Annotated in this window: 15 protein-coding genes; 4 read left to right on the forward strand and 11 right to left on the reverse strand. The window is 63.1% G+C overall.

The window, feature by feature from the left end; genetic code table 11:
- The coding region (locus AC3WP7_RS24390; RefSeq protein WP_492574135.1) for a dermonecrotic toxin domain-containing protein at positions 1-908 on the reverse strand (908 nt) is incomplete at its 3' end.
- A 287-nt stretch (positions 909-1,195) separates the two neighbouring features.
- Here AC3WP7_RS24390 and AC3WP7_RS24395 point away from each other — a divergent pair.
- The gene (locus AC3WP7_RS24395; RefSeq protein ID WP_146012678.1) at positions 1,196-2,263 is read left to right on the forward strand and encodes a hypothetical protein; all 1,068 of its coding nucleotides are present in this window, start codon (positions 1,196-1,198) and stop codon (positions 2,261-2,263) included.
- A gap of 63 nt (positions 2,264-2,326) precedes the next feature.
- Positions 2,327-7,561: an NEL-type E3 ubiquitin ligase domain-containing protein gene (locus AC3WP7_RS24400; RefSeq protein WP_092249865.1), complete on the forward strand. Its 5,235-nt coding sequence runs from the start codon at positions 2,327-2,329 to the stop codon at positions 7,559-7,561.
- Positions 7,562-7,581: 20 nt separating this feature from the next.
- Here AC3WP7_RS24400 and ureC read toward each other — a convergent pair whose 3' ends face one another.
- From ureC to AC3WP7_RS24430, 6 genes are all read right to left on the reverse strand, one after another.
- Positions 7,582-9,282: an urease subunit alpha gene (gene ureC / locus AC3WP7_RS24405; RefSeq protein ID WP_071491633.1), complete on the reverse strand. Its 1,701-nt coding sequence runs from the start codon at positions 9,280-9,282 to the stop codon at positions 7,582-7,584.
- Between the two features lie 116 nt (positions 9,283-9,398).
- Positions 9,399-9,704, reverse strand: coding sequence for an urease subunit beta (locus AC3WP7_RS24410; protein ID WP_058423547.1), 306 nt, complete (start codon positions 9,702-9,704; stop codon positions 9,399-9,401).
- Positions 9,701-10,234, reverse strand: coding sequence for a GNAT family N-acetyltransferase (locus AC3WP7_RS24415; RefSeq protein ID WP_102591551.1), 534 nt, complete (start codon positions 10,232-10,234; stop codon positions 9,701-9,703). Before AC3WP7_RS24415 ends, AC3WP7_RS24410 begins: the two co-directional genes overlap by 4 nt.
- A gap of 5 nt (positions 10,235-10,239) precedes the next feature.
- Complete coding sequence (locus AC3WP7_RS24420) at positions 10,240-10,752, reverse strand: GNAT family N-acetyltransferase (protein ID WP_092249871.1); 513 nt, start codon at positions 10,750-10,752, stop codon at positions 10,240-10,242.
- A 9-nt stretch (positions 10,753-10,761) separates the two neighbouring features.
- Positions 10,762-11,064 carry an urease subunit gamma gene (gene ureA, locus AC3WP7_RS24425; protein WP_003171437.1) on the reverse strand — a complete coding sequence of 101 codons (303 nt, stop codon included), beginning with the start codon at positions 11,062-11,064 and terminating at the stop codon, positions 10,762-10,764.
- A gap of 3 nt (positions 11,065-11,067) precedes the next feature.
- On the reverse strand, positions 11,068-11,907 hold the full coding sequence (locus AC3WP7_RS24430; RefSeq protein WP_102591552.1) for an urease accessory protein UreD: 840 nt from the start codon (positions 11,905-11,907) through the stop codon (positions 11,068-11,070).
- A 252-nt stretch (positions 11,908-12,159) separates the two neighbouring features.
- Here AC3WP7_RS24430 and AC3WP7_RS24435 point away from each other — a divergent pair, with 252 nt between their 5' ends.
- Both AC3WP7_RS24435 and AC3WP7_RS24440 read left to right on the forward strand, forming a co-directional pair.
- Positions 12,160-16,713, forward strand: coding sequence for a hypothetical protein (locus AC3WP7_RS24435; RefSeq protein ID WP_102591553.1), 4,554 nt, complete (start codon positions 12,160-12,162; stop codon positions 16,711-16,713).
- Between the two features lie 92 nt (positions 16,714-16,805).
- Positions 16,806-22,721 (forward strand): DUF4329 domain-containing protein, encoded by a 5,916-nt coding sequence (locus tag AC3WP7_RS24440; RefSeq protein WP_102591554.1) that lies wholly within the window; start codon positions 16,806-16,808, stop codon positions 22,719-22,721.
- An 18-nt stretch (positions 22,722-22,739) separates the two neighbouring features.
- Here the strand turns inward: AC3WP7_RS24440 and urtE are convergent, their stop codons facing one another.
- From urtE to urtB, 4 genes are read right to left on the reverse strand one after another with little or no spacing between them, the layout of a single operon-like run.
- The gene (gene urtE / locus AC3WP7_RS24445) at positions 22,740-23,438 is read right to left on the reverse strand and encodes an urea ABC transporter ATP-binding subunit UrtE (protein ID WP_071491627.1); all 699 of its coding nucleotides are present in this window, start codon (positions 23,436-23,438) and stop codon (positions 22,740-22,742) included.
- Between the two features lie 45 nt (positions 23,439-23,483).
- Positions 23,484-24,317 (reverse strand): urea ABC transporter ATP-binding protein UrtD, encoded by an 834-nt coding sequence (gene urtD / locus AC3WP7_RS24450; protein ID WP_172963310.1) that lies wholly within the window; start codon positions 24,315-24,317, stop codon positions 23,484-23,486.
- Complete coding sequence (gene urtC, locus AC3WP7_RS24455; protein WP_092249886.1) at positions 24,314-25,381, reverse strand: urea ABC transporter permease subunit UrtC; 1,068 nt, start codon at positions 25,379-25,381, stop codon at positions 24,314-24,316. The genes urtD and urtC overlap by 4 nt, the downstream gene beginning before the upstream one ends.
- Positions 25,381-26,883, reverse strand: a complete 1,503-nt coding sequence (gene urtB / locus AC3WP7_RS24460) for an urea ABC transporter permease subunit UrtB (RefSeq protein WP_102591556.1) — start codon at positions 26,881-26,883, stop codon at positions 25,381-25,383. Before urtB ends, urtC begins: the two co-directional genes overlap by 1 nt.
- Positions 26,884-26,976: the final 93 nt, after the last annotated feature.

The following is a 26,976-nucleotide window of genomic DNA, read 5'->3' on the forward strand; positions in this document are numbered from 1 at the left end:
ATGTACAGCAGCAACTCGCTCTCATCGCGGATCTGGGACGTACTGAAGAGAAACACCACAACGCCCGTGAGGCGGTGCTTCATCAGGCTCAAGTCGCGGAACCATACACGCTTGCCGTTCAGTAAAGGTTCGTGTTCACCGGCGACCACCGACAGCACCATGCGGTATTCGGCGTCGCTGATGTCTTTTTTCATCAGCGCTTGTTCGGCGGCCACGTGCAGGGCGGTCGTGTGGGCGACAGTGAATTTGTTGCGTAACACGGCTTGCGCCACCGCGTCTTCGGGCTCCAGGAACGCCTTGAGATAGGCCTGGTACTGCGTGCCGATATCCAGCGTGCGGCACAGGCGGGTGAATTGCTCCACGGTCAGCGTGGTGGTGACGGGGTCAAAGCCGGTTCCAGTCGCCGCCTGGACCACGAACCCCGAGGAGGCATGAAAGGCACCGGCTTCGCATTCCGCGGCTTCGAAGTTGTGCAGGGCGGCTTGCAGCAGTGGCAGCTTGAGCGCCTCGAACCAGCCGGCGGTGACGTTGAAGACACCCATCGTCACGCTCTTTCTCAGGCGGATATAGGTTTTGTCGACGTCCAGCTCGACCTTGAACTGATCCTTGAGGGCCTTGACCAACAACGGCCGGGCGAAGGTGTCGATGTCCTGCAACTGGGACATGGCGTTGTCCAGCGTGCTCTGGGCCGTGAAGCCGGCGGTGATGCAGTCCATAAGCGACTGGCGTTGCGCCGCAGAGGCGTGCTGGTACCAGTCTGGCAGTGCGTCGGGCGCGGTCTTGAGTGCATCTAACTGTTGCGGCGTGGCTTTTTTCAGCCAGTCGGGGATGGCGCTCTCGAGGAAAGTGGTGTGCACACTCTCCGAGACGGCTGGGCGAATCTCGTCCATTGGGGGTAAAGCTGCCATGAGTCACTCCTTGGATTTGGGAGCGGACAGCACATCACCCGCGCAGGGACATGACGCGGTAGATAGGTATGCACAGGCAGATTAACTATCTACCGCCACCTGCAGGTGGGGAAGGCTCAGATTCAGTCTTCCTATGCTTCAGGAGCATCGCCATGACCGACGAAACACGCACAACCTCCGCTGCGACCCCTCTGCCGTCTTCCTCCGTGGGAGTGTCGTGCCAGAGTTTGATGCAGTCCCAGCCACTTTTGACCTCATTACTGCACTACACACGGCTTCGCGCTCGTATGCGTCAGCACCTCGGAATGTTTGTCGAGCAGATGAAAAGCACGGATCCGCTGGTCTACTCCCACGCCGATCCGAGGTATCAACTGTACTTCATGAAACACTGCGGCTTCTTGCCCGATGCACCGCGTCTGCAAGTGTTGGGGGGCGGGCAGGTGTACTTCGATGATCTGATTGCTTCGTCCACGCCGCCCATAAGGCTGCCCCTGAGTGAACAGCAATTGGCGCGAGGCGAAGTGCTGGAAGAAGTGCTGCGCGTGTTGCAGCGCAGCGATCCAACCCTGCAGAAAATACCTGGGGAAGAGGGTGAGACGTTGGCGGTGCGCGCCGGCAAATTGCGCGAAACCCTGGGTCGCTATGCGGGTTGCTTCAGACGTGAGCGGATTGATGCGCTCATGCAGGCCCTCGCCAGGCAAGTCTGCCGGGACGTGCGCAGTGTGCTCGATGCCTGTCCCCATCTATCTGCGCCCATCGCTCAGCGGTTGGTAGCGACATTGAATCCCGAGCAATTACGGGCGTTTCGTAGCAGCGGTCTGTTGCCGCAGGTGCAGGCCGAACAGGCCAGGGTGTGCGAACGGTTCATCCGCGAATTCTGTCTCTATGAGGACTTGCAGTACGGTACACCGCCGGCCCTGGACAGCATGCGCTTGGGCTTGCGCTTGCTGGAGACACTGCCCGGCTGGGAATCGGGCACTCGCATTGAGCTCAAGCAGCAATTGGGGGGCGCTCCCGTGGATGCCATCGGGATCGAGACGGCTGAACCCGGCAGGATGCTGGAAGTGCCCGCCCAGGAGGATAGGCGGGATTTCTACACACTGGTCTGGGACGCATTGCGGCCCCAGGAACGCAGCCGCCTGCACTTGTCGAACCCAGAGCAATTGAGGGCTGCCGTGGAGGCGGCGGTGCTGCCTGAGACTCAGATGAACAGTCTACTGGAGAGCCCGCCCGTCGAGGACGTGACCCGCGACCTCTTCGAGTCGATCACCCTCGGCAGGGGGCGCACGAACGGACGGGGCGCGGAGCCTGGACAGCACACGCGTAACCGCGTTGACGGTCGGATAAATAGTTAACCCCGCTCCCTCCTGCGGGGGGGCTAGGATCCGGTGATCTTCAAGTCACACAGTAGTCATCCCATGTCCAAGTCCCTCGCAGTGGAACCCTCCGCATCGTCCGCACCCATCGATCAAGGCCAGCATTACACGCTGATCAAACAGGCCATCGCACCATGCCTTATCCAGGCCTCGCCTGAGCGTCGTCAGGCCCTCAAAGAGACTGCGCCGCAAATTCCCGACTGGTACGCCGCCGCCTCCCAGGTCCAGAAGGACCAGCTCAAGACCCTGATGGATGCGCGCTGCGATGCGCTCAACCAGTTGGAAAAGTCCATGGGCAAATTGCAGTCAGTGACTGCGTTTGCCCAGCCGTTGCTGGAGGCGGCCTTGAAAAAAGCGGGCTTCGAACTGGACGTCCATCAAACCTGGCTGCGGCTTTATTCACCGGTGGAAGATGCCTTCGGCCGGCCAACGGGCGGGTTCAAGAGCAAGTCCTTTTCGTTGTTGCAGGCGGCGTTGAACAACTTCGAAGCGCGGGAGGCCGAGAAGGGATTTTTCAACCAATCCTCAGGCTTTATCACCCCACCCGATGCGCGCGGCCAGTTCGAACGCCATGCCACTTCGTTGCAGATCGAAACCTTTGTGCAATTGTGCCGTGACCTGGACCTTGGCGCGCAGTACCAGGCCTACCTCAAGACCTTCCTGGAACCCCAGGACGCGGTCGCCGAGGGCTTGCTGCGCGAGCGCTACCTGACCCACCAGAAAGCCGCGTTCAAGGCGGCGGCCTACCTGGCCCTGATCAAGGGTGATATCGACGCGAGCGATCATGCCTTGCTGATGCGTGTGCTGGCCGGTGAACAATCGATCATGCTGGGCGACAAGCAAGTGTGGTACCGCGTGCCGTGCATGATGAACCTGCGCATGAGCGATTGCCTGGTCATCGACCCCTGCGTCAAATATCGCTATTCCCAATGGGTGATCATCTACGTCCCGGACGACCCCGAGCATCCGATCAAGCGGTACGCGTCATTCGCCGACTTCAGCAACGCCGTGACAGCCCGTCTTACTGCCGGCACGCAGACCCATGGCGACCGCTCCGTAGAGTTACCGGTTACCGAATACCAGCGGTTCTACAGCCGGTTCATTGATTACCGGCATCGCCCCTACTACTTTCGCCGGCTTACCGAGCTGGTGGTGGATGCACCGCCAGGATCGTTCATCGAGGATTGGTTGCGGTCCGAATGGGGCCAGTACCTCACGTCACTGGTGACGCCGTCGTACCTGCAGAGTATTCCATCGATTTTCGGTGAGCCTCGGCAGCAGATACGGGTGCCGATCAGCGCGCCGGAATTCAATATCGGCGCGAATGCGATCAAGGGGCTGTGGGAGGAAGTGGACCTGTGGCCCCATCGCTACGAAAGCTTGCGCAAGCGCCTGTATGCCGATGCGCGGGCCCAGGCCGTGAGCACTGCCGACGCGGACGATGCTGAACGTGCGCGGCGTCTTGAGCATTATCTGAATACCGGCCTGTTTGCCGTGAACCTGCTGGGCATGGTGGTTCCGCCGCTGGGGGTGGCGATGTCCCTGGTCACGGCGGGGCAGTTGCTATACGAAGTGCTGGACGGTGTTATCGAGTGGGCACAGGGGGACCGCGAAGCCGGTTGGGCGCATATCACCGATGTGCTGGAAAACCTGGCCCTGCTGGCGGCCGGTGTGGGCGTGGCTCACTTGACCCTGTCGCCCTTCATCGAGCAGCTCAAGGCGGTGCAGTTGCCCAGCGGCAAGACCCGGCTGTGGAAGCCCGATCTGTCCATCTACGAGCATACTTCGCCGTTGCCCGCCGGTTCCGTCGCCGACGCACAGGGGCTGCACCAGGTCGACGGCAAACAGCTGCTGGAACTGGAGGGCAAGCGCTATGCGGTACGGCAAGACCCGCAGACCGAGCGTTTTCATATCGAGCACCCGTCACGGGACGATGCCTATTTGCCGCGCCTGACCGCCAATGGCGAGGGCGCCTGGAACCATGAACTTGAGCAACCCTTGAAGTGGCAAGGCGCTACCCTGATGCGCCGCCTGGGGCCGGTGATGGACGGTTTCAGTGACACCGAGCTGGAACAGATCCGCCACGCCAGTGGCGTGACGCAAGACCGCTTGCGTCGGGTGCATGTCGAAGGTGAGCCGGTGCCGGCGATCCTGCTGGATACCGTTCGCCAGTTCCGTGCCTATCGCGATGCGGGGACGGTGGCCGAGGAAATCGGCGCGGGCAAGCATTCCAGCGCATTGTGCAGCTTTCCAGCCTCACTGGCCGTGGACCTCACGGGTTGGCCGCAACAGCTGGCGATCGAAGCGTTTTCGGACACCGAGCCAAGCAGCCCGTCGGTGAAGTACGGCGCTCCCGGCGCTTCCACCCGCGACACCCTGCGGATCAGCCGTACAGAACTGATGAACGGCCAGTTACCCGCGCGGGTGATCGCTTTTCTCGATGAAGCCCAGATCCACACCTTGTTGCCTGGCTACACCCCCAGGACGCCGGAACTGCGCAGCGCGGCCCTGAAGACGCGCCTGCAAACCTTCGCGGTCACCCAGCGCGCGCGATTGATGCGCAGCCTCTACGCCGAGCAGCAGCCGCCCACGGACGCCGCAACCCAATTGATCAAGCGCCAGTTTGCGCGGGTCCCGACGCTGATGGTCCAGGAGTTGTTGGGAAGCGCTACTGCGCAGGAGAGAGCAGTGCTCGACACCCAGCAGCGTGTGCCGCTGCGGCTGGCGCAGCAGGCACACGAACTGCAGCAGAACATGCGCCTGACCCACGCCTACGAGGGCCTGTACCTGGAGGCGCTGGCGGATAAGGACACCGAAGCCCTGGTCGTCAATTCAGTGCCGAGGTTGGCGGGATGGAAGGACAACCTGCGCCTGGAAGTGCGTGAGGCAGAGCTGGACGGTGAGCTACGGGCCAGTTTCGGCCCGCAGCAGGCGACTGAACGCAAGGTGTTGGTGCGGGTTGGAGAGGGCCGTTACCAGGCACGCAATGTCCGCGATGAAACCCTGCATGAGCCCGACGACCTCTACTCAGCCATCCAGCACGCCTTGCCCGACGAGCACCGCCAGGCCATCGGCTTGCCGAACATCAAGCAAGGGCAGGAGCTGAAGGCCAGGATCATTGCCGCGGCGCTGCCCCGTGACCAGTTGCGCACGGTGCTTAAACTCCAGCAGCGGCGGTACCTCTTTTCACATCGGCCGTCACTGCGCCTGGCGAGCGGGAAATTGGGGTACTTGGCCAGCAACCACGGTCAGAATACGGTCTGGGGGCATATCATCGAGGAGCGCGTGCGCACCCTTTTCCCTGGGTTTACCTTCGAGCAAATAAACGCGTTCATCGACGACATGGGGTTGGAGTACCAATCCCGGCTCAAGGCCCTGGAGCTGGAGTACAAGACACTCGACAACACGTTGCAGAACTGGCAGCGCGAACACTTCAACCAGGTCACCGAGGAGCAGCGCCGTTCCGGGGCGTTCCAGCAACAACGGTTCGCCCGGCTGCGGATCGTCAAGGCCTTGCGCGAAGCCTGGCGCCGCACGGGCCCCGAGGATGTGGATATCAGCGGGTATGCCCATGGGCAAGTCCTCGACCTGTCCGGCGAAGACCTGCACGGCCAGCTTGAGCAACTGCCGCTGTTGACCGCCAATTTCGACCATGTTTCGGCCCTTGAGCTATCGGATGCGAAAATCTCGACCGACCCCAGCCCCTTCCTGCGTTATTTCAAGCGGCTGCGGCGGTTGGGCCTGGATGGCAACAAACTGAGGGTGCTGCCGGAGCCGATAGGTCAGATGCAGCGATTGACCGCACTGGACCTGTCCGATAATCGGATCGTCCTGGACACGAACGCCGTCAACCACTTGAGTGGGCTTACGGAGCTGAACTACCTGGGGCTGGAAAGCAATCCGCTTGGCCGCGCGCCCGACATCGGCCGCATGCCGGACCTGGGCATGCTGCTGCTCAGCAACAGCGGGCAGACCACCTGGCCCACGGGCTTGTTTGAGCAACCACGGGCGCGTTCGTTCGTGCTGGACCTGAGCGCCAATCGGTTGGACAGCGTTCCCCAGGTCGAACCTGGGTCAAGCCACGCAAACACCGTGGCACGTACCCGTATCAGCGTGGAACCGACGTTCATTTCTGCGCAGAATCTGGAGATCGTCAGGGGCTACCGACTGTCCGTCGGGCTGGAGCCGGACCGTACCTATCCGCTGCGTGGGGTGATGGACAGCATCCATTGGCGCAGCGGCCTGAGCGATGAGCAGTGGCAGGCCAAACAGGACACCTGGGACGCCCTGGAAAATGAGCACGGGTCCGAGCCGTTTTTCGATGAGTTGCGCAAACTGTCCGAATCGGCGGATGCACTTGAACAAGAGGGCGCGGCCAAAATCGATCTCACGCGCAAAGTGTGGAAAATGATCGAATCCGCGGCCGCCAACACAGCCTTGCGTGAAAAACTGTTTGCCATGGCCGCGGCGCCCACCACCTGTGTGGATGCCGGTGCCCAACTGTTCAATGCCATGGGCGTTGAAGTGCTGGTGGCGCGGGCGTACGACTCGCTTCTCCCGGACACGGTGGAGCGCGACTTGCTGGCTGTGGCGCGCGGCAAGTCACGCCTGGATGAACTGGGTCGGATCGCTCGTGCCCGGGTCGATGCGCTGCTGGCCGAAGGGCGCAAATACCCCGAGCGCGACGCCGATGGCGAACGCATCACCCATCGCGATGCGCAGGGCAATGCGATGCGCGACATCGACGAGGTAGAGGTCTACCTGATCTACGCGACCGAATTGGCGCCCCGGGACAAATTGCACTTGCCCTGGCAATCCGCTCGGATGATGTTCTCGGAGCCGGACGTGACCGCGGACATGATCGAACAGGCCCGCAAGCGAGTGCTCGCCCTTGAGGAAGGTAACCTGTTGCGGCAATCGATCAGTGAGCAGCCGTTCTGGCTGGATTATCTCCGGCAGGCCCACACAGAGCCCTTCAGGACGCTGCAAGGCAAGGCAGAGGCCTGGCTGGATCTGCGCGATGCCCAGCAAGCCTGGCTCGACGCCGCTGATCCGGTGCAAAAGGACCGTTGGCGCAGCGAGGTACTGCGGCTGGCGGAACACCTGGGCAAGCCGGCCGCCGAGGTGCCGCCGGGGGCACTGATGACCCAGGCGCAGCTCGACGCCGAAATGGAGAAACTGGCGGCGCAAGACCGGGCCCAAGTGGAAAAGCTCACCGACGAAGCGTTACAGCGCGCCAAGTTGGACAGCATCGAAGACTTGTACCAGGACTTGTAACCGGACGCAGGCCGTACACCTCAGAACAGGAAGTAACGCTGGGCCATCGGCAGCACATCCGCCGGTTCGCACCATAACAACACGCCGTCGGCCTTGACCTGGTAGGTCTGGGGATCGACGTCGATGTCGGGCAGGTAATCGTTGTGGATCAAGTCGGTTTTCTGCACGTCGCGACAACCCTTGACCACGGCGATCTGCTTTTTCAGGCCCAGGGCCTCGGGCAGCCCGGCGTCACGGGCCGCCTGGCTGATGAAGGTCAGGCTGGTGGCGTGCAAGGCGCTGCCAAAGCTGGCGAACATCGGCCGGTAGTGCACCGGTTGCGGCGTGGGGATCGAGGCGTTGGCGTCGCCCATGAGGCTGGCGGCAATCGCGCCGCCCTTGAGGATCAGCGTCGGCTTGACCCCGAAGAACGCCGGGCGCCACAGCACCAGGTCGGCCCACTTGCCCACTTCGATGGAGCCGACGATATGGCTGACGCCGTGGGTAATCGCCGGGTTGATGGTGTACTTGGCGATGTAGCGCTTGATCCGGAAGTTGTCGTTGCCTGCACCGTCGCCCGGCAGCGGGCCGCGCTGTCTTTTCATTTTGTCGGCGGTCTGCCAGGTGCGTGTGATGACTTCGCCGACGCGGCCCATGGCCTGGCTGTCGGAGCTGATCATGGAAAATGCGCCAAGGTCATGCAGGATATCTTCGGCGGCGATGGTCTCGCGGCGGATACGGCTTTCGGCGAAGGCGACGTCTTCGGCGATGCTCGGGTCGAGGTGATGGCAGACCATCAGCATGTCCAGGTGTTCGTCGATGGTGTTGCGGGTGAAGGGCCGCGTCGGGTTGGTGGAGCTGGGCAGCACATTCGCAAAGCCGCAGGCCTTGATGATGTCCGGCGCGTGGCCGCCACCGGCGCCTTCGGTGTGGTAGGTGTGGATGGTGCGGCCCTTGAGCGCGGCGAGGGTGGTTTCGACAAAGCCGGACTCGTTGAGGGTGTCGCTGTGGATCGCCACTTGTACGTCGTACTCGTCGGCCACGCTCAGGCAGTTGTCGATGCTGGCGGGGGTGGTGCCCCAGTCTTCGTGCAGCTTCAAGCCGATGGCGCCGGCCTTGACCTGCTCGATCAATGGCTCGGGCAGGCTGGCGTTGCCTTTGCCGGTGAAGCCGATATTCATCGGGAATGAGTCGCTGGCCTGGAGCATGCGCGCCAGGTGCCACGGGCCAGAGGTGCAGGTAGTGGCATTGGTACCGGTGGCGGGGCCTGTGCCGCCGCCGATCAGGGTGGTGACGCCGCTGTTCAGGGCCTCTTCGATCTGCTGCGGGCAGATGAAGTGCACATGGCTGTCGATGCCGCCGGCGGTGAGGATCATGCCTTCACCGGCGATCACTTCGGTACTGGCGCCGATGGCCATGGTCACGCCGGGCTGGATATCCGGGTTGCCGGCCTTGCCGATGGCGTGGATGCGGCCATTTTTCAAGCCCACGTCAGCCTTGACGATGCCCCAGTGATCGATGATCAAGGCATTGGTGATCAGGGTGTCGACCACTTCATGGGCGAGCAACTGGCTTTGGCCCTGGCCATCGCGGATCACTTTACCGCCACCGAATTTCACTTCTTCGCCGTAGACGGTGAAGTCCTGTTCGACCTCGACGAACAGCTCGGTGTCGGCCAGGCGGACCTTGTCACCGACGGTGGGGCCGTACATGTCGGCGTAGGCTTGGCGGCTGATTTTCATGTGGTTGCCCTGAAGATATGTGTTGAATGTGAGATCGCTATCGGGGGCAAGCCCCCTCCCACCTTGATGTGTGAACACGGTCAAAATGTGGGAGGGGGCTTGCCCCCGATAAGGCCCTAAAGATCACCCATGATCCGACCTGCAAAGCCGAATACCCGCCTGCCACCACTCAAATCCACCAACTCGACCTCGCGACTCTGTCCCGGCTCGAACCGCACCGCCGTGCCCGCCGGAATATTCAGGCGCATGCCACGACTCGCCGCCCGGTCAAACGTCAGTGCGTCATTGGTCTCGAAGAAATGGTAGTGCGAGCCCACCTGAATCGGCCGGTCGCCACTGTTGGCCACGCTTAGGGTGACGGTGCGCCGGCCCACGTTGAGTTCGATGTCGCCAGGCTGGATCCGGTATTCGCCAGGAATCATGCAGGTTGCCCCAGTTTCTTGAAGTAAATGGCGGTCGGGCTGTAGCGCCCGTCCGGGCTTTGGCAGTAGTCGGGCAGTTCACCGAGCCTGGTGTAGCGCAGCGACTGGTAGAAGGCTTCGGCCGGTGAACCGGCTTCGGTGTCCAGGTACAGCAGGCCGCGCTGGTGCTGGCGTGCGGCGAGCTCCAGGGTGTGCATCAGTTGCTGGCCCAGGCCATGACGCCGCGCGCTGCTGTGTACCAGCAACTTTTGCACTTCGGCGCGGTTGAGGCCGTTGGCTTTTTGGCACAAGGCCAATTGCACACTGGCGATCACCTGTTCGTCGCGTACCACGACCCAGAGCAACAGGCTGGCGTCTTCAATACTCGCCCGCACAGTGCTCAGGTAAGCACGCGCCTGGGCCTCATCGAAGTCCGCCATGAAGCCGACCGATGCGCCGTGCCTGACGGCATCCAGCAACAACTCGATCAAGCCCGGGCGGTAATGGGCAAAACTTTCTGCATTGACTCGACGCAGGTGCGTGGCGTTCATCGTTTTCACTCCTGGGGCGGTTCGGCGCCCGGGTTCAAGGCCAGTTGCATGAAGGTCAGGTCCAGCCAACGGCCGAACTTGATGCCTACCTGCGGCATTTGCCCGGTGGTCACGAAGCCCAATCGTTCATGCAGGCGCACGGAAGCCAGGTTGCCGCTTTCGATGGCGGCGACCATCACGTATTTACCGCCTTCCCGCGCACGTTCGATAAGCGCTTGCATCAGGCGTGGGCCGAGGCCTTTGCCACGCTGGTCGTGACGCACATACACCGAGTGCTCGACGCTGTAGCGGAAACCTTCGAAAGGGCGCCAGTCGCCGAACGAGGCATAACCGGTGACTTCATCGTTTTCCAGCGAGACCAGGATCGGGTATCCCTGGGCATGCCGCGCACTGAACCAGGCCTGGCGATTGCCCAGGTCCACCGGCTGTTCGTTCCAGATCGCTGTGGTGTTGAGTACCGCATCGTTGTAGATATCGCGGATCGCCGGCAAGTCGTCTTGGGTCGCATCACGAATCATGACCAGGCCTCACGCGATGGGTTGGTGGACGGTGACCAGTTTGGTGCCGTCGGGAAAGGTGGCTTCCACCTGGATGTCCGGAATCATTTCCGGGATGCCTTCCATCACCTGTTCGCGGCTGAGCAACGTGGTGCCGTAGTGCATCAGGTCGGCCACGGTGCGGCCGTCGCGGGCGCCTTCCATCAGCGCGGCGGAGATGTAGGCGATGGTTTCCGGGTAGTTGAGCTTCACTCCGCGCGCCAGCCGGCGCTCGGCCACCAGGCCTGCGGTGAAGATCAGCAGTTTGTCTTTTTCCCGTGGGGTCAGGTCCATGGTTCAGGTACTCCAGATTCGTGGTGAAACGGCTTCCCGGCCGAGCACCGCCGGGCGCAACAAGCGCCATAAATCGATCAGCCATGCCCGCGCCAGCAGTGCTTCACTGGCCAGGCAACGGGCGACCAGCAAGCCGGGCAATTGGGTCAGGTCGCCGCGTACTGCATGGGGCAGGGTGCGGCAGTGTTCCAGTAAGTCTGTGTCGATTTCACCGGTGAGCAGCAGCGTCGCGAACACCGGCTGGCCGTCCAGCCCGATGGGCGACTCCAGCAAGCCGTCGGCGCCCACAATGCGCTGGCGTTCATGCCAGAGCAACCGGCCGTCGCGGCGGATATCCAGATGAGACTGGAAATGCCCCAGATCGAAGCGCTCGCCACTGGCCGGGCGACCCAGGGCGACCACGTCCCAGTAAAACAGACGGGCATCGCCCTGCAGGTCGATGCGCGTGGTGAGCTCGGCCTGGGCCGCACTGAACACGATGGTTTCCTGGGGCAGCCATTCCAGGGTGGCGCCGGCTTGCACGGTGAGTTCCAGTTGCTGATAGGCAGGGCCGCTGGCGCGATACCACTTGGCCGCGCCGGGGCTGGTCAATTGCGCCCAGGCGCCTTCGGCGACATGCGCGCGGATGTCCAGGCGGTCACCGCCGGCAATCCCGCCGGGCGGGTGCACGATGATGTGCTGGCACACTTCGGGGCCTTCGGCGTACAGGTGCTTCTGCACCCGCAGCGGGCCCAGGTGGCGACGCATCACCGGGCGGGTGGTGTCACCGATACGGGCGTAGCCGAGTTCCAGCTCGGCATGCCAGCTGGGGGTGAACAGGGCGGTGGAGGCGGGCAGGTTCATGGTGAATGCAGGTGGTCTTTTTTTAGGCCGTGCCTGGGTAAAGCAAAGGACGTGCCGGGGGCAAGCCCAACGTCACGGTGGGCAGGCGCAGTGAATTGCGCCGTATTGGTGCGCCATGCTCGAGCGCGGCCCGCTCGCTGAGCCGTTATGGTGCGCGCACATTAGTTATCTAACGCCTGCTCTCTGCGCCCCTCGCCAAGATGGTGGCACTGTAAGGGTGGTGGTCCACCCTTTTATCAAGGAGTGAACTGCATGACCTATTCCGCCCAGACCCTGTTGCACCGCCTGAGCCCACCTTTTGGCGCGTTGAATGATGCCGCACGTTACGCGGCGGCGCAGATCGACAGGACCAAGGGCCGATCCTGCGGCGGGTATATCTTTACCGACGCGCAGGGCTACTGTCGCGCTTCGTACCCTCAAGAAGGGCGGTTGGAGGATTTTCTGTTCAGCGATGTCGAGACCATGGTCCCGGCCTTCGTTCAGATGCGAAACCATGGCTATCAATACGAGGCGTACTACTTCTGTGATATCGACCGTCATGCCCAGATCAGCCGCCTGCGCCCGGGCTGGTCGGCCTCCCGCATTACCCTCACGCAAAGTGTCCCCTGCTTCGAGGCCGTATTGGCGACCAGCTTTTTAAGGGTGTTCTACACCGTTGGGCCGCAAGGCTCCCTGGTCAGGTTCGTGCTCAATGAGGGGCCGATGCCACAGGACTTTGTCCTGCGCATGCGGGCTCGGCTGAAGGGGCAGGCGACACCGGCGCTACCCTTGGACAGCGAGCCGGTCGAAGCCTACATCCAGGAATTGCTGGCGGTCGGCCAAGTATCGGTGGTCGTCAGCTCGCCGGTCTGGGCGGGGTGGCGTGCAGACCTGTCCAGCCAGTGGCGTGCCTACTTGCCCAATCCGAACCCCATTGTCCAAGAGCCTTACCTGGGGCCGATCCTGGACGACCCCGAAAAGGTCATGGCGCTGGTCCATGAGCAACTGCTGCGTAATCCCGACGCGCAGCAAGTCGGATTCATCCTCAAGCACCGCAGCCGCCAGGCATTCATGGCGACCGAGCCGGTAGTGGTGGCTCAGGTGCAGTTCGATCCAGCGGTTGTGTTTCGGTCGGACAACGACGGCAATTTCTTTATCCCGCATATCTGGACACTTGTGGGCGCCTATACATTGTGTGCCGATGTGCCCGCGCCGCCGAAGGTCAGGCAACCGTGGTTGTATGAGCGCTTTATCCAACCGCTGCCGTTGGCCCATGCTATCAATTTGTCCAGGGTGGTCACCGGCGGGCCCGGGTTCGGGTTTTATCTGAGCACTTATGACGGTGCGCAACTCAAGTTGCTGTTCGCCAATGCCCAGGCGCAGTCGCCATTTTTCAATCCAACACCGACGTCGCAGCGCGGCATCGACAACAACCTGAATGCGGGGTTGGTGGCGGGCGTTATGACGCCCCTGGAGTTTGTACGGAAAGTGGCTGCAGCCAGCGAGCTGACGGTGCTGCGCACCAGCCTGTTGTGGGACGTTCCCGGACGCGTCGGTGCGCAGTGGAAACCCTATGCCCGTCATGCCCTGACCTTTGGTCCGGCGTTCGTGATGGCTGATGATGCCGCGCGCTACGCCCACGAGCAAATCGGCAGCCGGCGCGATCACAGCTACATCGGCCTGATTCTGCAGCGTGATGATCACCGCTTCGTCGCGACCGAGCCGTTGGCAAACCCAGGCGGGCGTTTCGACTTGAGCCAGGTCTACCCGCTGGACCGCCATGGCCAGCTCATCTTGCTGCCGAAGGGGCATCGTGTACGGGGTATCTATAGCTCGCGCAGACGCGCCGAGAACGGCGCTTTCAAGTGGTCTGAAGAGGAAGCGGCAATCGCGGGCCAGATGTTTACGGACACGGATTTGCATGCTGTGTTCGGCCTGCAACAGGACGTCCCGCTGGCCTACCTGTCGGGCTCGGCGGACAGCCTGCTGTGCTATGAGCCGTTTGCGCCGGGCATGGCCCATGACCTGCGTGCCCGCGTCGCCCCTGGCCCCGGTGGCAGTGAAGTGCAGCACCAATTGCAGGACGGCACGTTGCAGCCTGGCGACCTGGTGCGCGAAACGGTCTTGGGCGGGTTGCTGCGGGTGGTGGTGGGCAGCCGGGTCTGGGGGCCTGCGGGCAAGGTGGAGAGCGACTGGTCCGGGCCGTTCGAACCCGATGAGTACCGGGTTGCCTCACCACCGGAACTGGGCCCCGTATTTGCCACTGCCGCCCAGGCCGTGGAGCACGCCTGTGCCCGTGGGCGCACGCGCTACGCCATCGGCGCGAGTGGCCTGGGGTTGGTGATCAAGCATGTGACGCTGGATGAGTTCGCTGCCACTCCCGTCCTGCCGGGGCACTTGCTGGATCGCCTCTATCACGCTGCAGAGTTCGGCGCCCCGGTCCTGATCGATGAGTTTCGAGTGTATGCCGTGTACTACGCCTGCCAGCGCATGGCCCGCGCACTGGTGGGGCAGGAGGCCTGGCTGGCCCGCCATTTCATCGATGCGCAGGCGCTGTATCAGGCCCTCTACGATGAGCGTGGCGTGAGGCGTGGAGGGCTGATGTCACCGTTGCCGCTGTACTGTTCGCCACTCGATGGCGCACTGCTGGAGTTCCACACCCGGCAAGATCCGTTTCCCCTGTTTGTCGACGACTCCGGCCAGGTCGATCCGCAGGTGCTGCCGGCCAAGCTGGCGCTGACATTGACGCCACGCAGCTATGTCCGCCAAATGGCGGCAAGTGGTCAATTGTCTGTGCGGGTGCCCAGTGAATGCTGGGACGTGCCAGGGCGGGTCGGAGCCGACTGGCTGGCGTTCGCGCACATCAGCCGTCGCCTGTTGGGCCCGGTATTCAGTAACGCGGATGACGCCGCGCGTTATGCCCTGGAGCGCCTGGGCGCGCGGCGCGACCAAGTGTACGGCGGGCTGATCCTGCGGCGTACCGACGGCTTGTTCACTGCCACCGAGCCGTTGCCGGTGCAGGTCGAAGACTTCGCGCCGGGTTGGATTCGCCTTGATGAACTGGTGACGCAGGCTATGTTTCTGCACGCCAGTACCTGTGTGGCGCGTTACCACTCGCGGGTGGCGGGTGAGGTGCCCTTTGCGCTTCCCGAGCAGGAGCGCGCGGTGTACTGGAACATGTTTTCCACGGCGTTCCTGGCGGCGATACTCAGCCCTTCGACGGTGCCGTCCAGGCATTCGGTCGGGCCTGAATACCTGTTGTGCGACGACGATGCGCTGTTGTGCTACACGCCCAGCCACAACGCGCTTGAACAGAGCCTGGAGCATAAAGTGTCGGTGCGCGGCCGCGACAAGGATCACCCCGAACGCAACGACATCGAACGCAGCTTTCGCGACGGCACCCTGACCCCCAGCGAGTTCGTCAATCGCGTTGCCCGTGCGGGTGAGCTGCGGGTTGTCCAGGGCAGTGCACTGTGGGGGGCCGCGCGCACGCTCACGCACTGGGTACCCGGTGCTGTCTCGGCCATGACGGGGCCTGTCACGGCGGATACGGAACTGACGCCGGTGTTCGCGCAACGCATTGACCTGCAGGCTTATCTGCACCGCCTGGCTGGCCCGCGTGAGCGTCTGCAGTTCGGCCTGCTGTTGAAGGCCAGGCATGTCGAGCGGTATGTGGCCAGTGTCCCGCTGCCCGGTGACAGTGGGGCATTGAGCCTGGACCGAGTGATGCTCGACGGCCTTGCGCCCCAGGGCTTCGAGCTGCTGGGGCTCTACCTGTGCCCGCCGGCAAGGGCGGACATTCTGGAGCACGACCCGTTGTACAGCCGTTTCGTGTCGCCCCAGGACCTGGCGCGCGCCTGGGGCGTGCGAACGCCGACCCATCATGCCTATTTGCCGATCTATGTGGGGTGTGTGGACGGCGCCTGGCTCAAACTGAACCCCACCAGCGCCACGCCGTTCGCCGCGGGCATGCCTTCGACCGAGATCTGGCGGCAGCTTAAGGCCGGACGCTTGCAGGCCTTGGCGTATGTGCGTCAGTTAGCCGGTGCCCTGGAGATTCAGGTGGAGCAGGTCAGCACCACGTGGAGCGTGCGCGGCAAGGTCGACGCCGACTGGGTTGCCGGCACCAAGGCCGCAGACTCGCGGCAAAACCGTCCATTACTGTTCGGCCCGCTGTTTTCACACCCGGACGACGCTGCCCGCGCGACCGCCCACCGCATGGGGACATTCCAAAAGGAGCAAGGGCTGGGGGCGATTCTGGTGGATGCTGCGCGGGCTTCGTTCATTGCGGCCGAACCCCTTGAGGACCACGGTATCGAGTCATCGGTGCCGCAACGCCTGTTTCTGTATGAAAGCACGTTGCTGTTTCCCGACCCGCCGACACCGGACTATCCCAAGGGGTACCAACTGCAGGCTTGCCATCTTTTCTACAAGACAATGGGCGAGGGCTCCGGCAATGAAGACCTCGCGGCTCATTTCGTCAGTCGGGACGAGTTGGGGTTTTATCGCAACCTGTTGAAAGTGGGCGGCGTCCAGGGCGCCTTCTGCTACCTGACCACGCGTCAAGGTGCTTTGCTCAAGTACCAACCCAGGTTTACCCCGCGGGAGGAGGAGCTGTTCACTGGCCAGTTGTTTTTCGGCCCTGTCGATTACCAGCCGACTGAATGGCTGTCGCGCCTTGCCACCGATGGGCACCTGTACGTGCTGGAGCCGGATGACTACTGGACACTCAGCGGCTTGTTGCATGTGGATTGGTCGGTGCGCGACGGCCAGCAGCAACCGCACATGGAGGTGCAGCCCCAGCGCCCGGCCAAGGACGAATTCTGACGCCTTGGCGCACCACACATAGTTAAGACCCTGCGGGAAGGACGGGCGCTTTAAATGTCCGTTTCCCAGATCACGCCCGAGGGGGCTTCACGATGGATACCCATGCTTCGCCGCACGCCGATGACAGTCGGCAAACACCTGCCTCAGGCGCTGGCCTGCCGGCACTCAGCCCGCCGTTCATCACTGCGGATGACGCCGCTTATTGGGCCCACCGGCACATCGGCAAGAAACGCGAGGGGGAGTACGGCGGTGCGATTCTCAAGTACACAGAGCGTTACTTCGCGACGGTGCCAAAAAGGGGCGCCGCCAAACAGATTGCCCTCGACAGTGTGATCCCGATCGTGGACGGCAAGCCGATCCTGCCGGCGGGCTATACCTGCTACGGGTTCTACCACTCCCATCCCGATACCGATGACGACTTTCCCGCCAGACTGTTCCCGCCCCGGGAGCGCACCCTCCTGCGGGGTCTGTATTCGTATCCGGACATGCAGGTCATCGAGCGGTTGAGCGGCCACGTGGCGGCGAGCTACCTGTCCGGGCCGGATGGCACCTTGTTGAAATTTGTAGTGCGCACCCGGGGGAAGCTGCAGGCGTTCCTCTCCCAGCTTGACCCGGTCAACCACCCGAACATCGATTTTTTCAAGGACTACGTGCCGGCGCTGGCCGAGGCGGGTGCACTGTCGGTGCTGGTGGCCAACAGTGCCTGGGGCGGCGTGCGGGGGCGGGTGAGCAAGGCATGGGTACTCAACGACTGGGCCCTGAGTCGGCCCTTGACGGGCGGTGACCGGATGCAGCCGTTCTTCTCTCCGGTCATGCCCAAGCCGCTCGTGTCCGAGTTGATTCCCGCCACCGACAAGGCACTCGACCAGCCCTTTTTCGGGTATCTGCTCAAGGCCACGGGAGAGGACGCCTATGTCTGTACCCTTGGCGAACGGTTGACCCCGAAAGGCGCGCCGCCCCCGCAGGTATTTCCACGGGGCAACGATGGCCAGGCGCAGTTGCCGCCAGGCTTTTTGATCGAGGGTGCCCTGCTGGGCCGGACCTCGGCGAGCCTGCCGGCGATTTCACCGGTGTTCCTGGCGAGCCTGGCCGAGAGGCTGGCATTGGCGCCGGCGCTGTTCGACCCACAGAGGTCGCCGACCCTGTATCAGCGGCTCATCGATAAAAGCCTGATGAGTTATACCCTCTCGGGGACGCATGCCGAGCGTTCGTTTCTGGGGGCGGATGGGGCGGCGGTACAACCGCAGCTCCAGGACGGTACGCTGACCGAATACCGTTATGTCGACCGCTTGGCGAGCATGGGCGAGTTGAACGTCCGCGAGGGCGGAACGATCTGGCGCAGCCTCGGGAAAGTCCAGCCCTGGTTTGAACGGCAGCAGGCTGACCTGAGCCCGGCCTTCTTCAGGGCCGATGACGCGGCCCGTTATCTCTATGAGCGCGTGCGTCAGCGCGACATCCTGCAACTGGGGTTTATCCTGCAGCGCAGCGACGGCAGGTTCGTGTCGACGGCGCCTATTGGCGACACCGAGCTGCTCGCGCAAATGGGCCTGTCATTCGGTACCGTGCTCGATGCCATGGCCTTGCCACCGGATTACCGCTACCACGGCTTTTTCATCGCCGTGGACACCGACCCGGAAAAAATACGCAAGATATTGGCCGCTGGCTCGGATTATGACGATGAATGGACGCTGGACGAACGACTGCTGTTGACCCTCAATGTCCCTTTGCGGACGTATGTCGCCAGTTTCACCAGGCGTGGGCAACCCATTCCCAGCCTCTACTATTCGGGCACGGCGGGTTCGCTGATCAAATATGTACGCAGTGGCAGTGCGCTGGAACTTGATCTTCATGACGCGCTGCAGGAAATCCAGCGCACCGGTACCATCAAGCCGCGGCTTGACCGGTTCCGCGGCGCGCCCCCGCATGTCCTCGATAAGATGGTGCGCGCGGGCGAGTTTCATGTCATCGAGACAAACCCGGTGTTCGGCAATTCCCGGGGCCGGGTGCCTGTCACATGGCAACCCTTTGAGCCGTTTGTAGCGGTGACTCCGGTGGAGCCGGCGTATACCTGGGTCGTGTCTCACCCGGAACTGGCGGCTGAAGTGGTGCACGCCCGGTTCAACCTCAAGCCGGGAGTGAGGCAGGTCGCGTTCATTCTCAAAGACACCCAGGCCCCAGCGTATTTCGCCACGTTGCCCCTACCCTTGACCGAGGCGGTCGGCAGGTCGTTGTTTTCGCCTGCATCGGTGTTCGCACGCGATGCCAAGGGCGAGCCAGTGATACCCGAGGGGCATGAACTGCACGGCATTTGCTATCAGTCGCTCCCAGCCCTTGGGATGAATACTCGAGAGCATTGGCTGTACGAGAGCTTTGTGGCGCCCGAGGACCTCGGCGCGGCGATCGCCCAGGCACGGGCAGCGGACCGGACGCTGCGTTCGTTTTACCTGAGCACCCGAGATGGCGCGCAACTGCAATACCGGTTCAGCGGGACCGGCCTCGAGAGCCAGTTGTATGGGGTCACGCCTACCGGTCGCGTCACCGATAACGGTCACCAGGCCAGCCTGCTCTCCGGTGCGGTAACGCCCACTGAGTACGTGCTGCGGGTTGCGGCGGCAGGGGCGCTGTCGGTGCAGGTGGCCGGCCGGCTCTGGGACGTGACCGGGCGCGTGGAGCAAACCTGGAAACCCTTCGCCCGGTATCGGACGCCGGTGTTCAGCGCACCGTTCCTGCATGCCGATGATGCGGCGCGGTTTGCCCATGAACAGGTGAATGCCGCTCGGTACGCGCAGTACTGCGGCTGCATCCTCAGGACGCCGGACCAGCGGTTTATCGCCACCTTGCCGATTGCTTGCACCGACGCCGGGCGCTTTGCCCTCGAGACAGTATTCCCCGTGGATCATGCCGGCGTGCTGTTGGTCCCCGAACCCTACACGCTGCATGGACAGTACGCCTCATGCCGTTCGCTGGCGCGCCTGGATCGGGGGCATATGCAGCGCCAGGGCTGGACGCGGGAAGAGGCCAGCGTGGATTGGCAACGGTTCAGCGATGCCGACCTGCACAGCCTGATCGGCAATCGACACTGGGTCTCCACCGGGTATCTCTCCTGTGATGAAGATGGCCTGATCGCCTTTGATCTCACGGGGGCCAAGGAACAATTAGCGCTGATGGCCGAGGTGGCGCCCGGTAGTGGGTTTGAGGCACGCGAGCCGCTGGCCATGGTGCGACACGTATCCGCCCTGGGCCTGCGCATTGTGCTCGGCAGCCCATTGTGGGGACCGCCGGGCAATGTGTTGGCAACCTGGCGCCCGTACCCGGCCTCGGCACCTTTTGCAAGACCGCAACAGGTGGCTTTCGGCGCGATATTTTCCACTGCCCGGGATGCCGTCACGGACGCCCACCGACGCCTGCGACGGGGCTATCACCCGGCCCAGACGGCGTTTGCGTTTTTGCTCAAGCACGCCGACAAGGATGAGTACGTGGTGAGCGAATTTGTCCCCGCAGACGCGGCCAACCCGTTGTTCACCCAGGCAAGTCTGTTTGCCGCCCAGGAGGACGGGGCGTTCATCTACCCCGCGCCGTTCGAGTTGCACGGTTTGGTGTACGCGCGCCGGTGGATGCCCGAGGCACTGCAGAATCCACAGCGCTGGCTGGCCAGGCACTTCCTGTCCTCGGCTGACTTGTACAGCGCCTTCCTGGCCGCCAGGCGTTGGCGGGATACGGGCAGCGAGGTGACCCTGCCTGTGTTCATTTCCACTCTGGATAATGCCTTGCTCGAGTACCAGGCAGACATTTCGACGCGGCTCTTCGACCCGGTCAAACAATCGTCCGGTATTTTTGAGGACGTACACACCCGACTGAGTTCGGGTCAGTTGTCAGCCCAGGCCTTTATCAGGAATGTCATCGCCACCAGCTGGCTTGGCGTGTTGGTGACCAGCGAATGCTGGGACGAGGAAAGCAACAGGCTGGGAGCGGACTGGCTGCCCTATGCGGACTTCAGTCGCAGAGCGTTGAGCCCGGCGTTCTTTGATCAGAACGACGCCGTGCGCTATGCACACGAACGAGTGGGTGAACGTCGTGACAAGATCTACGCAGGCTTGCTGCTCAAGCGTGTCGATGGCCTGTTTGTCGCCACCGAGCCGTTGCCCGTGGCGACGGAGAATTTCGATCCCAAGTGGATCCTGCCGGATGAGGATGTGCGTGCCGACTGGCTGGCTCCTGGCCTGACGCTGGTGGGGCGCTACCGTTCGCGCCGCGATGTATTGCCCGGCTTCATCCTGGATGAGGACGGCGAGGCGGTTTACCGGGCGATGTTTTCCACCGAGGTGCTGGCCACGGCACTCACCTGCCAGCACCTGTGGAGCCATGAGTATCTGTTCGGGCTCGACGGTTCGGTAGTCGGGTTCAGTTGCAAAAACGCATTGGGCACGACGCAGCAAGGCCGGCTGGCAGACGACCTTGAGGCACTCAGGCAAGCCGTGGCACCGGCCGGGCGGACACCCCACGACCCACTGAGCAATCAGCTGGAGCAACAGATGCGCGATGGCCGCCTGACGCCTGTCGAATACGTCAACCGGGTACTTAACGTCGCGTCCCTGTCGGTGGTGCAGGGCAGTGCGTTGTGGGGCAATGCACAGGCCCTGGGCAGCGCCTGGCTGCCTGCCCGTGGGTTCCTGAGCCCGGATCGGTTCACCCACGCCACGGCGGACCGTGCCATGGGGCCGGTGTTCAGCCATATCGACGACGCCGCACGCGATGCCCATGAGCGGGCGGGCGGGCACGAGCGCCTGACCTACGGATTTATCTTCAAACTGGCCAACGGGCATTGGATGGCCAGCCTGCCGGTGGAGGGTGAAGACAAGAGGTTCCCCTATGATCGGGTGCTGCTGGGCGGGCGCTTGCCGGTGGGCTGTACGGTGGCGGCACTGTACCTGTACGCCCCGGCCCGGCAGCCGCAAGAATTGCGAGCGTCCCCGGTGTATCACGCGTTCATCCCGCCGAGTGTGCTGCGCGCCGCGTTGGGGGTGGTGCGTACGAGAAAAAATGCCGGCGCAACGGCCTTTCTGCCGCTGTACCTGTCCTGCGCCGACAGCGCCTTGCTCAAATACCAGGCCACGCGGCTGGACGATGATTGGGATGCCGAGCCGCAGTTGCAGGCATACATCAAGCGGTTGAATGGGGACTTCAACCCCCGTGAATACATCCTCCAGGTCGCCCGTGCGGGGCAGCTCGATGTGCTGGTGACGGGTGATATCTGGGCCGGCAAGGGCCCCGTCCTGCAAACCTGGAGCGAGCGTTCCGGCTCTACGGCCGCTGAGGCGCTGGATGCCAGGGTTGCCCTCGGGCCGTTGTTCTCCCATCCGGACGACGCCGCGCGCGATCTGTGGCGCCGCTACCCGGCCGCTCCAGGCAAGGCGTGGATGGCCGCCATCCTGCAAAACCCGGCAGGCAACAGTTACCTGGCCAGTGAACCGGTGGACGACAGCGGGCCCAGTGTCTATGTGGGACTGCGCAGCGGCACGCGTGCCTACCAGCGCCTGTTTGGTGGGGTGATGAACCTGGACCCACGCACCACGCCGCGCCCCAAGTACCCGGCGGGTTATCGCGTGATGGGCGTGCAGCAACTGCACAAGTGGGAGGTCGGTCTGGAGCAATCGGCGGATCGGTATGAACAGGCCATCGCCGACAACTTCATCTCACAAAAAGAGTGTCGGTTCGTGGTCGATATGCTGAGGCAGGATAACGTGGTGGGTGCCCGTTACTACTTCACCCCCAGGGCGGGCGCGCTGTTGGTCTATGCGCCCAGCTTCGAGCGTGCCGAGCACGACTTGTTGCTGTTCGGCTGGGTCGATCCCGAATCGGACAAACCCAGGGTCAGCACCCGCGAGGCGCTCACGACGCTGTTCAATTCCGGCAGGTTGTATGTGCTGGAGCCCGATTCATTCTGGCAGCCGAGGGGGCATGTCGCGTCGCGGTTCTTGATGGAGCTGCGCAAAGTGCCGCACGGTTGAGCGTTGAAGGGGGGCGGCTCAGATCGTCACCAGGCCGCGCACGCCCTCGCTTTCCATCTGGTCTCCGCGCCCCTGCTGCACGATCTCGCCCCGGGACATCACCAGGTACTGGTCGGCCAGCTCGGCGGCGAAATCGTAGAACTGCTCCACCAGCAGGATCGCCATGTCACCGCGTGCGGCGAGCTTCTGGATCACCGCGCCGATTTCCTTGATCACCGAAGGCTGGATGCCTTCGGTGGGCTCATCGAGGATCAACAGGCGCGGCCGGCTGGCCAGAGCGCGGCCGATGGCCAATTGTTGTTGCTGGCCACCGGACAAGTCGCCGCCGCGCCGGTGTTTCATTTGCAGCAACACCGGGAACAATTCGTAGATAAAGGCCGGCACCTCCCTGGCCTCCTTCGCGCCAAAACGCGACAGCCCCATCAGCAGGTTTTCTTCCACCGTCAGCCGGCCAAAGATTTCCCGGCCCTGGGGTACGTAGGCGATACCGGCGTGCACCCGCTGGTGCGGCTTGAACGCCGTGATGGCCCGGCCTTCCCAGGTCACCGCGCCTTCCTTGGCCGGCAACAGGCCCATCAGGCACTTGAGCAAGGTGGTCTTGCCCACGCCGTTGCGCCCGAGCAGGCAGGTGACTTCGCCGACCTTCACATCAAAGGACAGCCCGCGCAGGATGTGGCTACCGCCGTAGTATTGGTGCAGCTTGTCGACTTGCAGCATTCTCAAACCTCCTTAGATCCCACATAAAGCAAGCCAGTGTCCTGGTCAGCGACCGAGGTAAACCTCGATCACCCGCTCGTTTTCCTGCACCTGCTCCAGCGACCCTTCGGCCAGCACGCTGCCCTGGTGCAACACCGTCACGTGGTCGGCAATCGAGCCGACAAAACCCATGTCGTGCTCCACCACCATCAGCGAATGCTTGCCCGCCAGGCGCTTGAACAGTTCGGCGGTGAACTCGGTCTCGGCGTCGGTCATCCCCGCCACCGGTTCGTCCAGCAGCAACAGTTGCGGGTCCTGCATCAGCAGCATGCCGATTTCCAGGAACTGCTTCTGGCCGTGAGACAGCAACCCGGCCTGGCGCGGTGCGCAGGCGGTCAGGCGGATGGTGTCGAGCACTTCATCGATGCGGTCTTTCTGTTCGCCGCTCAGGCGTGCGCGCAGGCTGGCCCACACCGATTTGTCGGTCTTCTGCGCCAGCTCCAGGTTTTCGAACACGCTCAAGGCCTCGAACACCGTGGGTTTCTGGAACTTGCGACCGATGCCGGCCTGGGCGATCTGCACTTCGCTCATGCCGGTCAGGTCGAGGTTTTCGCCAAACCAGGCGGTGCCGTGGCTGGGCCGGGTCTTGCCGGTGATCACGTCCATCAGCGTGGTCTTGCCCGCGCCGTTGGGGCCGATGATGCAGCGCAGTTCGCCGACGCCGATGTACAGGTTCAAGGCGTTGAGGGCCTTGAAGCCATCAAAGCTCACGCTGATGTCTTCCAGGGTCAGGATGGTGCCGTGGCGGGTGTTCAGGCCCTTGCCGGCCGCCTGGCCAAGGCCGATGGCATCGCGGCCGCTGCCCGCATCGAAAATGGGTTCCAGCATGACGTTCCTCATTTCTTCAACAGGCCGATAACGCCCTTGGGCAGGTACAGGGTGACGAGGATGAACAGCGCCCCGAGGAAGAACAGCCAGTACTCCGGGAAGGCCACGGTGAACCAGCTCTTCATGCCATTGACCACGCCAGCGCCGAGCAATGGGCCGATCAGCGTGCCGCGCCCGCCCAGGGCCACCCACACGGCGGCTTCGATGGAGTTGGTCGGCGACATTTCGCTGGGGTTGATAATGCCCACCTGCGGCACATACAGCGCCCCGGCCAAACCACACAACACCGCGCTCAACACCCACACGAACAGCTTGAAACCACGCGGGTCGTAGCCGCAGAACATCAGGCGGTTCTCGGCATCGCGCAGCGCGGTCAGCACCCGGCCGAACTTGCTCTGCGCCAGGCGCCAGCCGATGTACAGGCTGGCCACCAGCAAGGCGACGGTGGCGACAAACAGCACCGCCCGCGTGCCCGGCTCGGTAATGCCAAACCCGAGGATGCTGCGGAAATTGGTGAAGCCGTTGTTGCCGCCAAAGCCGGTCTCGTTGCGGAAAAACAGCAGCATGCCGGCGAAGGTCAGGGCCTGGGTCATGATCGAGAAGTACACGCCCTTGATCCGCGAACGGAAGGCGAAGAAGCCGAACACCAGCGCCAGCAACCCCGGCGCGAGCACCACCAGGCACAAGGCCCAGAGGAAGTGCTCGGTGCCCACCCAGTACCACGGCAGTTCGGTCCACGACAGGAAGGTCATGAACGCCGGTAGCTCATCGCCGGCGGCCTGGCGCATCAGGTACATGCCCATGGCATAACCGCCCAGCGCAAAGAACAGGCCGTGGCCGAGGGACAGCATGCCCGCGTAGCCCCACACCAGGTCGAGGGCGAGGGCGACGATGGCGTAGCAGAGGATCTTGCCCACCAGGGTCAAGGTATAGGCCGAGACATGAAAGAGATTGTCCGGCGGCAACAGCGACAGCAGCGGCAGCGCGAGCAGCACCGCGAGGATCATCGCGCCGAGGGCAATCGTCAGCTTGGGGCCGGCCTTTTGCGTGGCCGTGAGCATCAATGGCTGGTTCATCAGTCGATCACCCGTCCTTTCAGTGCGAAGAGTCCCTGCGGGCGTTTCTGGATAAACAGAATGATCAGCGCGAGGATCAGGATCTTGCCGAGCACGGCACCGATCTGCGGTTCCAGGATTTTGTTGGCGATGCCCAGGCCGAACGCCGCCGTGACGCTGCCGGCCAACTGACCGACGCCGCCAAGCACCACCACCAGGAACGAGTCGATGATGTAGCTCTGGCCCAGGTCCGGGCCGACGTTGCCGATCTGGCTCAGAGCGACCCCGCCCAGACCTGCAATACCCGAACCCAGGCCAAACGCGAGCATGTCCACGCGCCCGGTGGGCACGCCGCAGCAGGCGGCCATGTTGCGGTTCTGGGTTACCGCCCGCACGTTGAGGCCCAGGCGGGTCTTGTTCAGCAGCAACCAGGTCAGCAGTACCACGCACAGTGCAAAGGCGATGATCACGATGCGGTTGTACGGCAGCACCAGGTTGGGCAGCACCTGGATACCACCGGACAACCACGCCGGGTTGGACACCTCGACGTTCTGCGCGCCGAACATCAGGCGTACCAGTTGGATCAGCATCAGGCTGATGCCCCAGGTGGCCAGCAGGGTTTCCAGGGGCCGCCCGTAGAGGTGACGGATCACCGTGCGCTCCAGGGCCATGCCGATGGCGGCGGTGACGAAGAACGCCACCGGCAGCGCAACCAATGGGTAGAACTCGATGGCCGCCGGTACGTAGCGTTGCATCAGCAGTTGCACCACGTAGGTGGAGTAGGCACCCAGCATCAGCATCTCGCCGTGGGCCATATTGATCACGCCCAGCAGGCCGAAGGTGATCGCCAGGCCCAGGGCCGCGAGCAGCAGGATCGAACCCAGGGACATGCCGCTGAAGGCTTGCCCGAGCAGTTCGCCGATCATCAATTTGCGCTTGACCTGGGCCAGGCTGGTTTCGGCGGCGGTATGCACGGCGGCATCGCTTTCAACGCCCGGCGCAAGCAGGGCTTCCAGGCGCGTGCGGGCCAGCGGGTCGCCGGTACTGCCGAGCAAACGCACGGCATTCAGGCGAATGGCCGGGTCGGTGTCGACCAGTTGCAGGTTGGCCAGTGCCAGGCTGAGGGCGCTGTGCACCTGCTCATCGGTTTCCGTGGCGACTTGCTGGTCGAGGAATTTCAACTGCGCGGGTTGCGCGCTTTTCTGCAAGGTCTTCGCGGCGGCCAGACGCACCTTGGGGTCGGCGGCGAGCAGTTGCTGGCTGGCCTGCACGTTATCGATCAGGCCGCGCAGGCGGTTGTTCAGGCGTACGGTCCTGGTCTCACCGTTGACGGTGAGCTGACCTTGTTGCAGGGCGTCCATCAGCTCGATGCGCGCCGGGTCAGGCTGGGCGGCCCAGTCCTGGAGCAGTTTGGCTTGTTGGGTGGGGTTGGCGGACAGGAAGTCTTCGGCGTCGCTGGCGTGTGCGGCCAAAGGCAGCAACAGCAGCAAAGCCAGTAAACAGCGGTAGAGGGCAGTGGGCATAAACAAATGTCCTGATCACGCGCGGACAAGCTTGATGTGGGAGGGGGCTTGCCCCCGATGGCGGTGGGTCAGTCAGCACATGCAGAGCCTGAC

It is taken from the genome of Pseudomonas sp. FW305-3-2-15-C-LB1, from assembly GCF_058787615.1.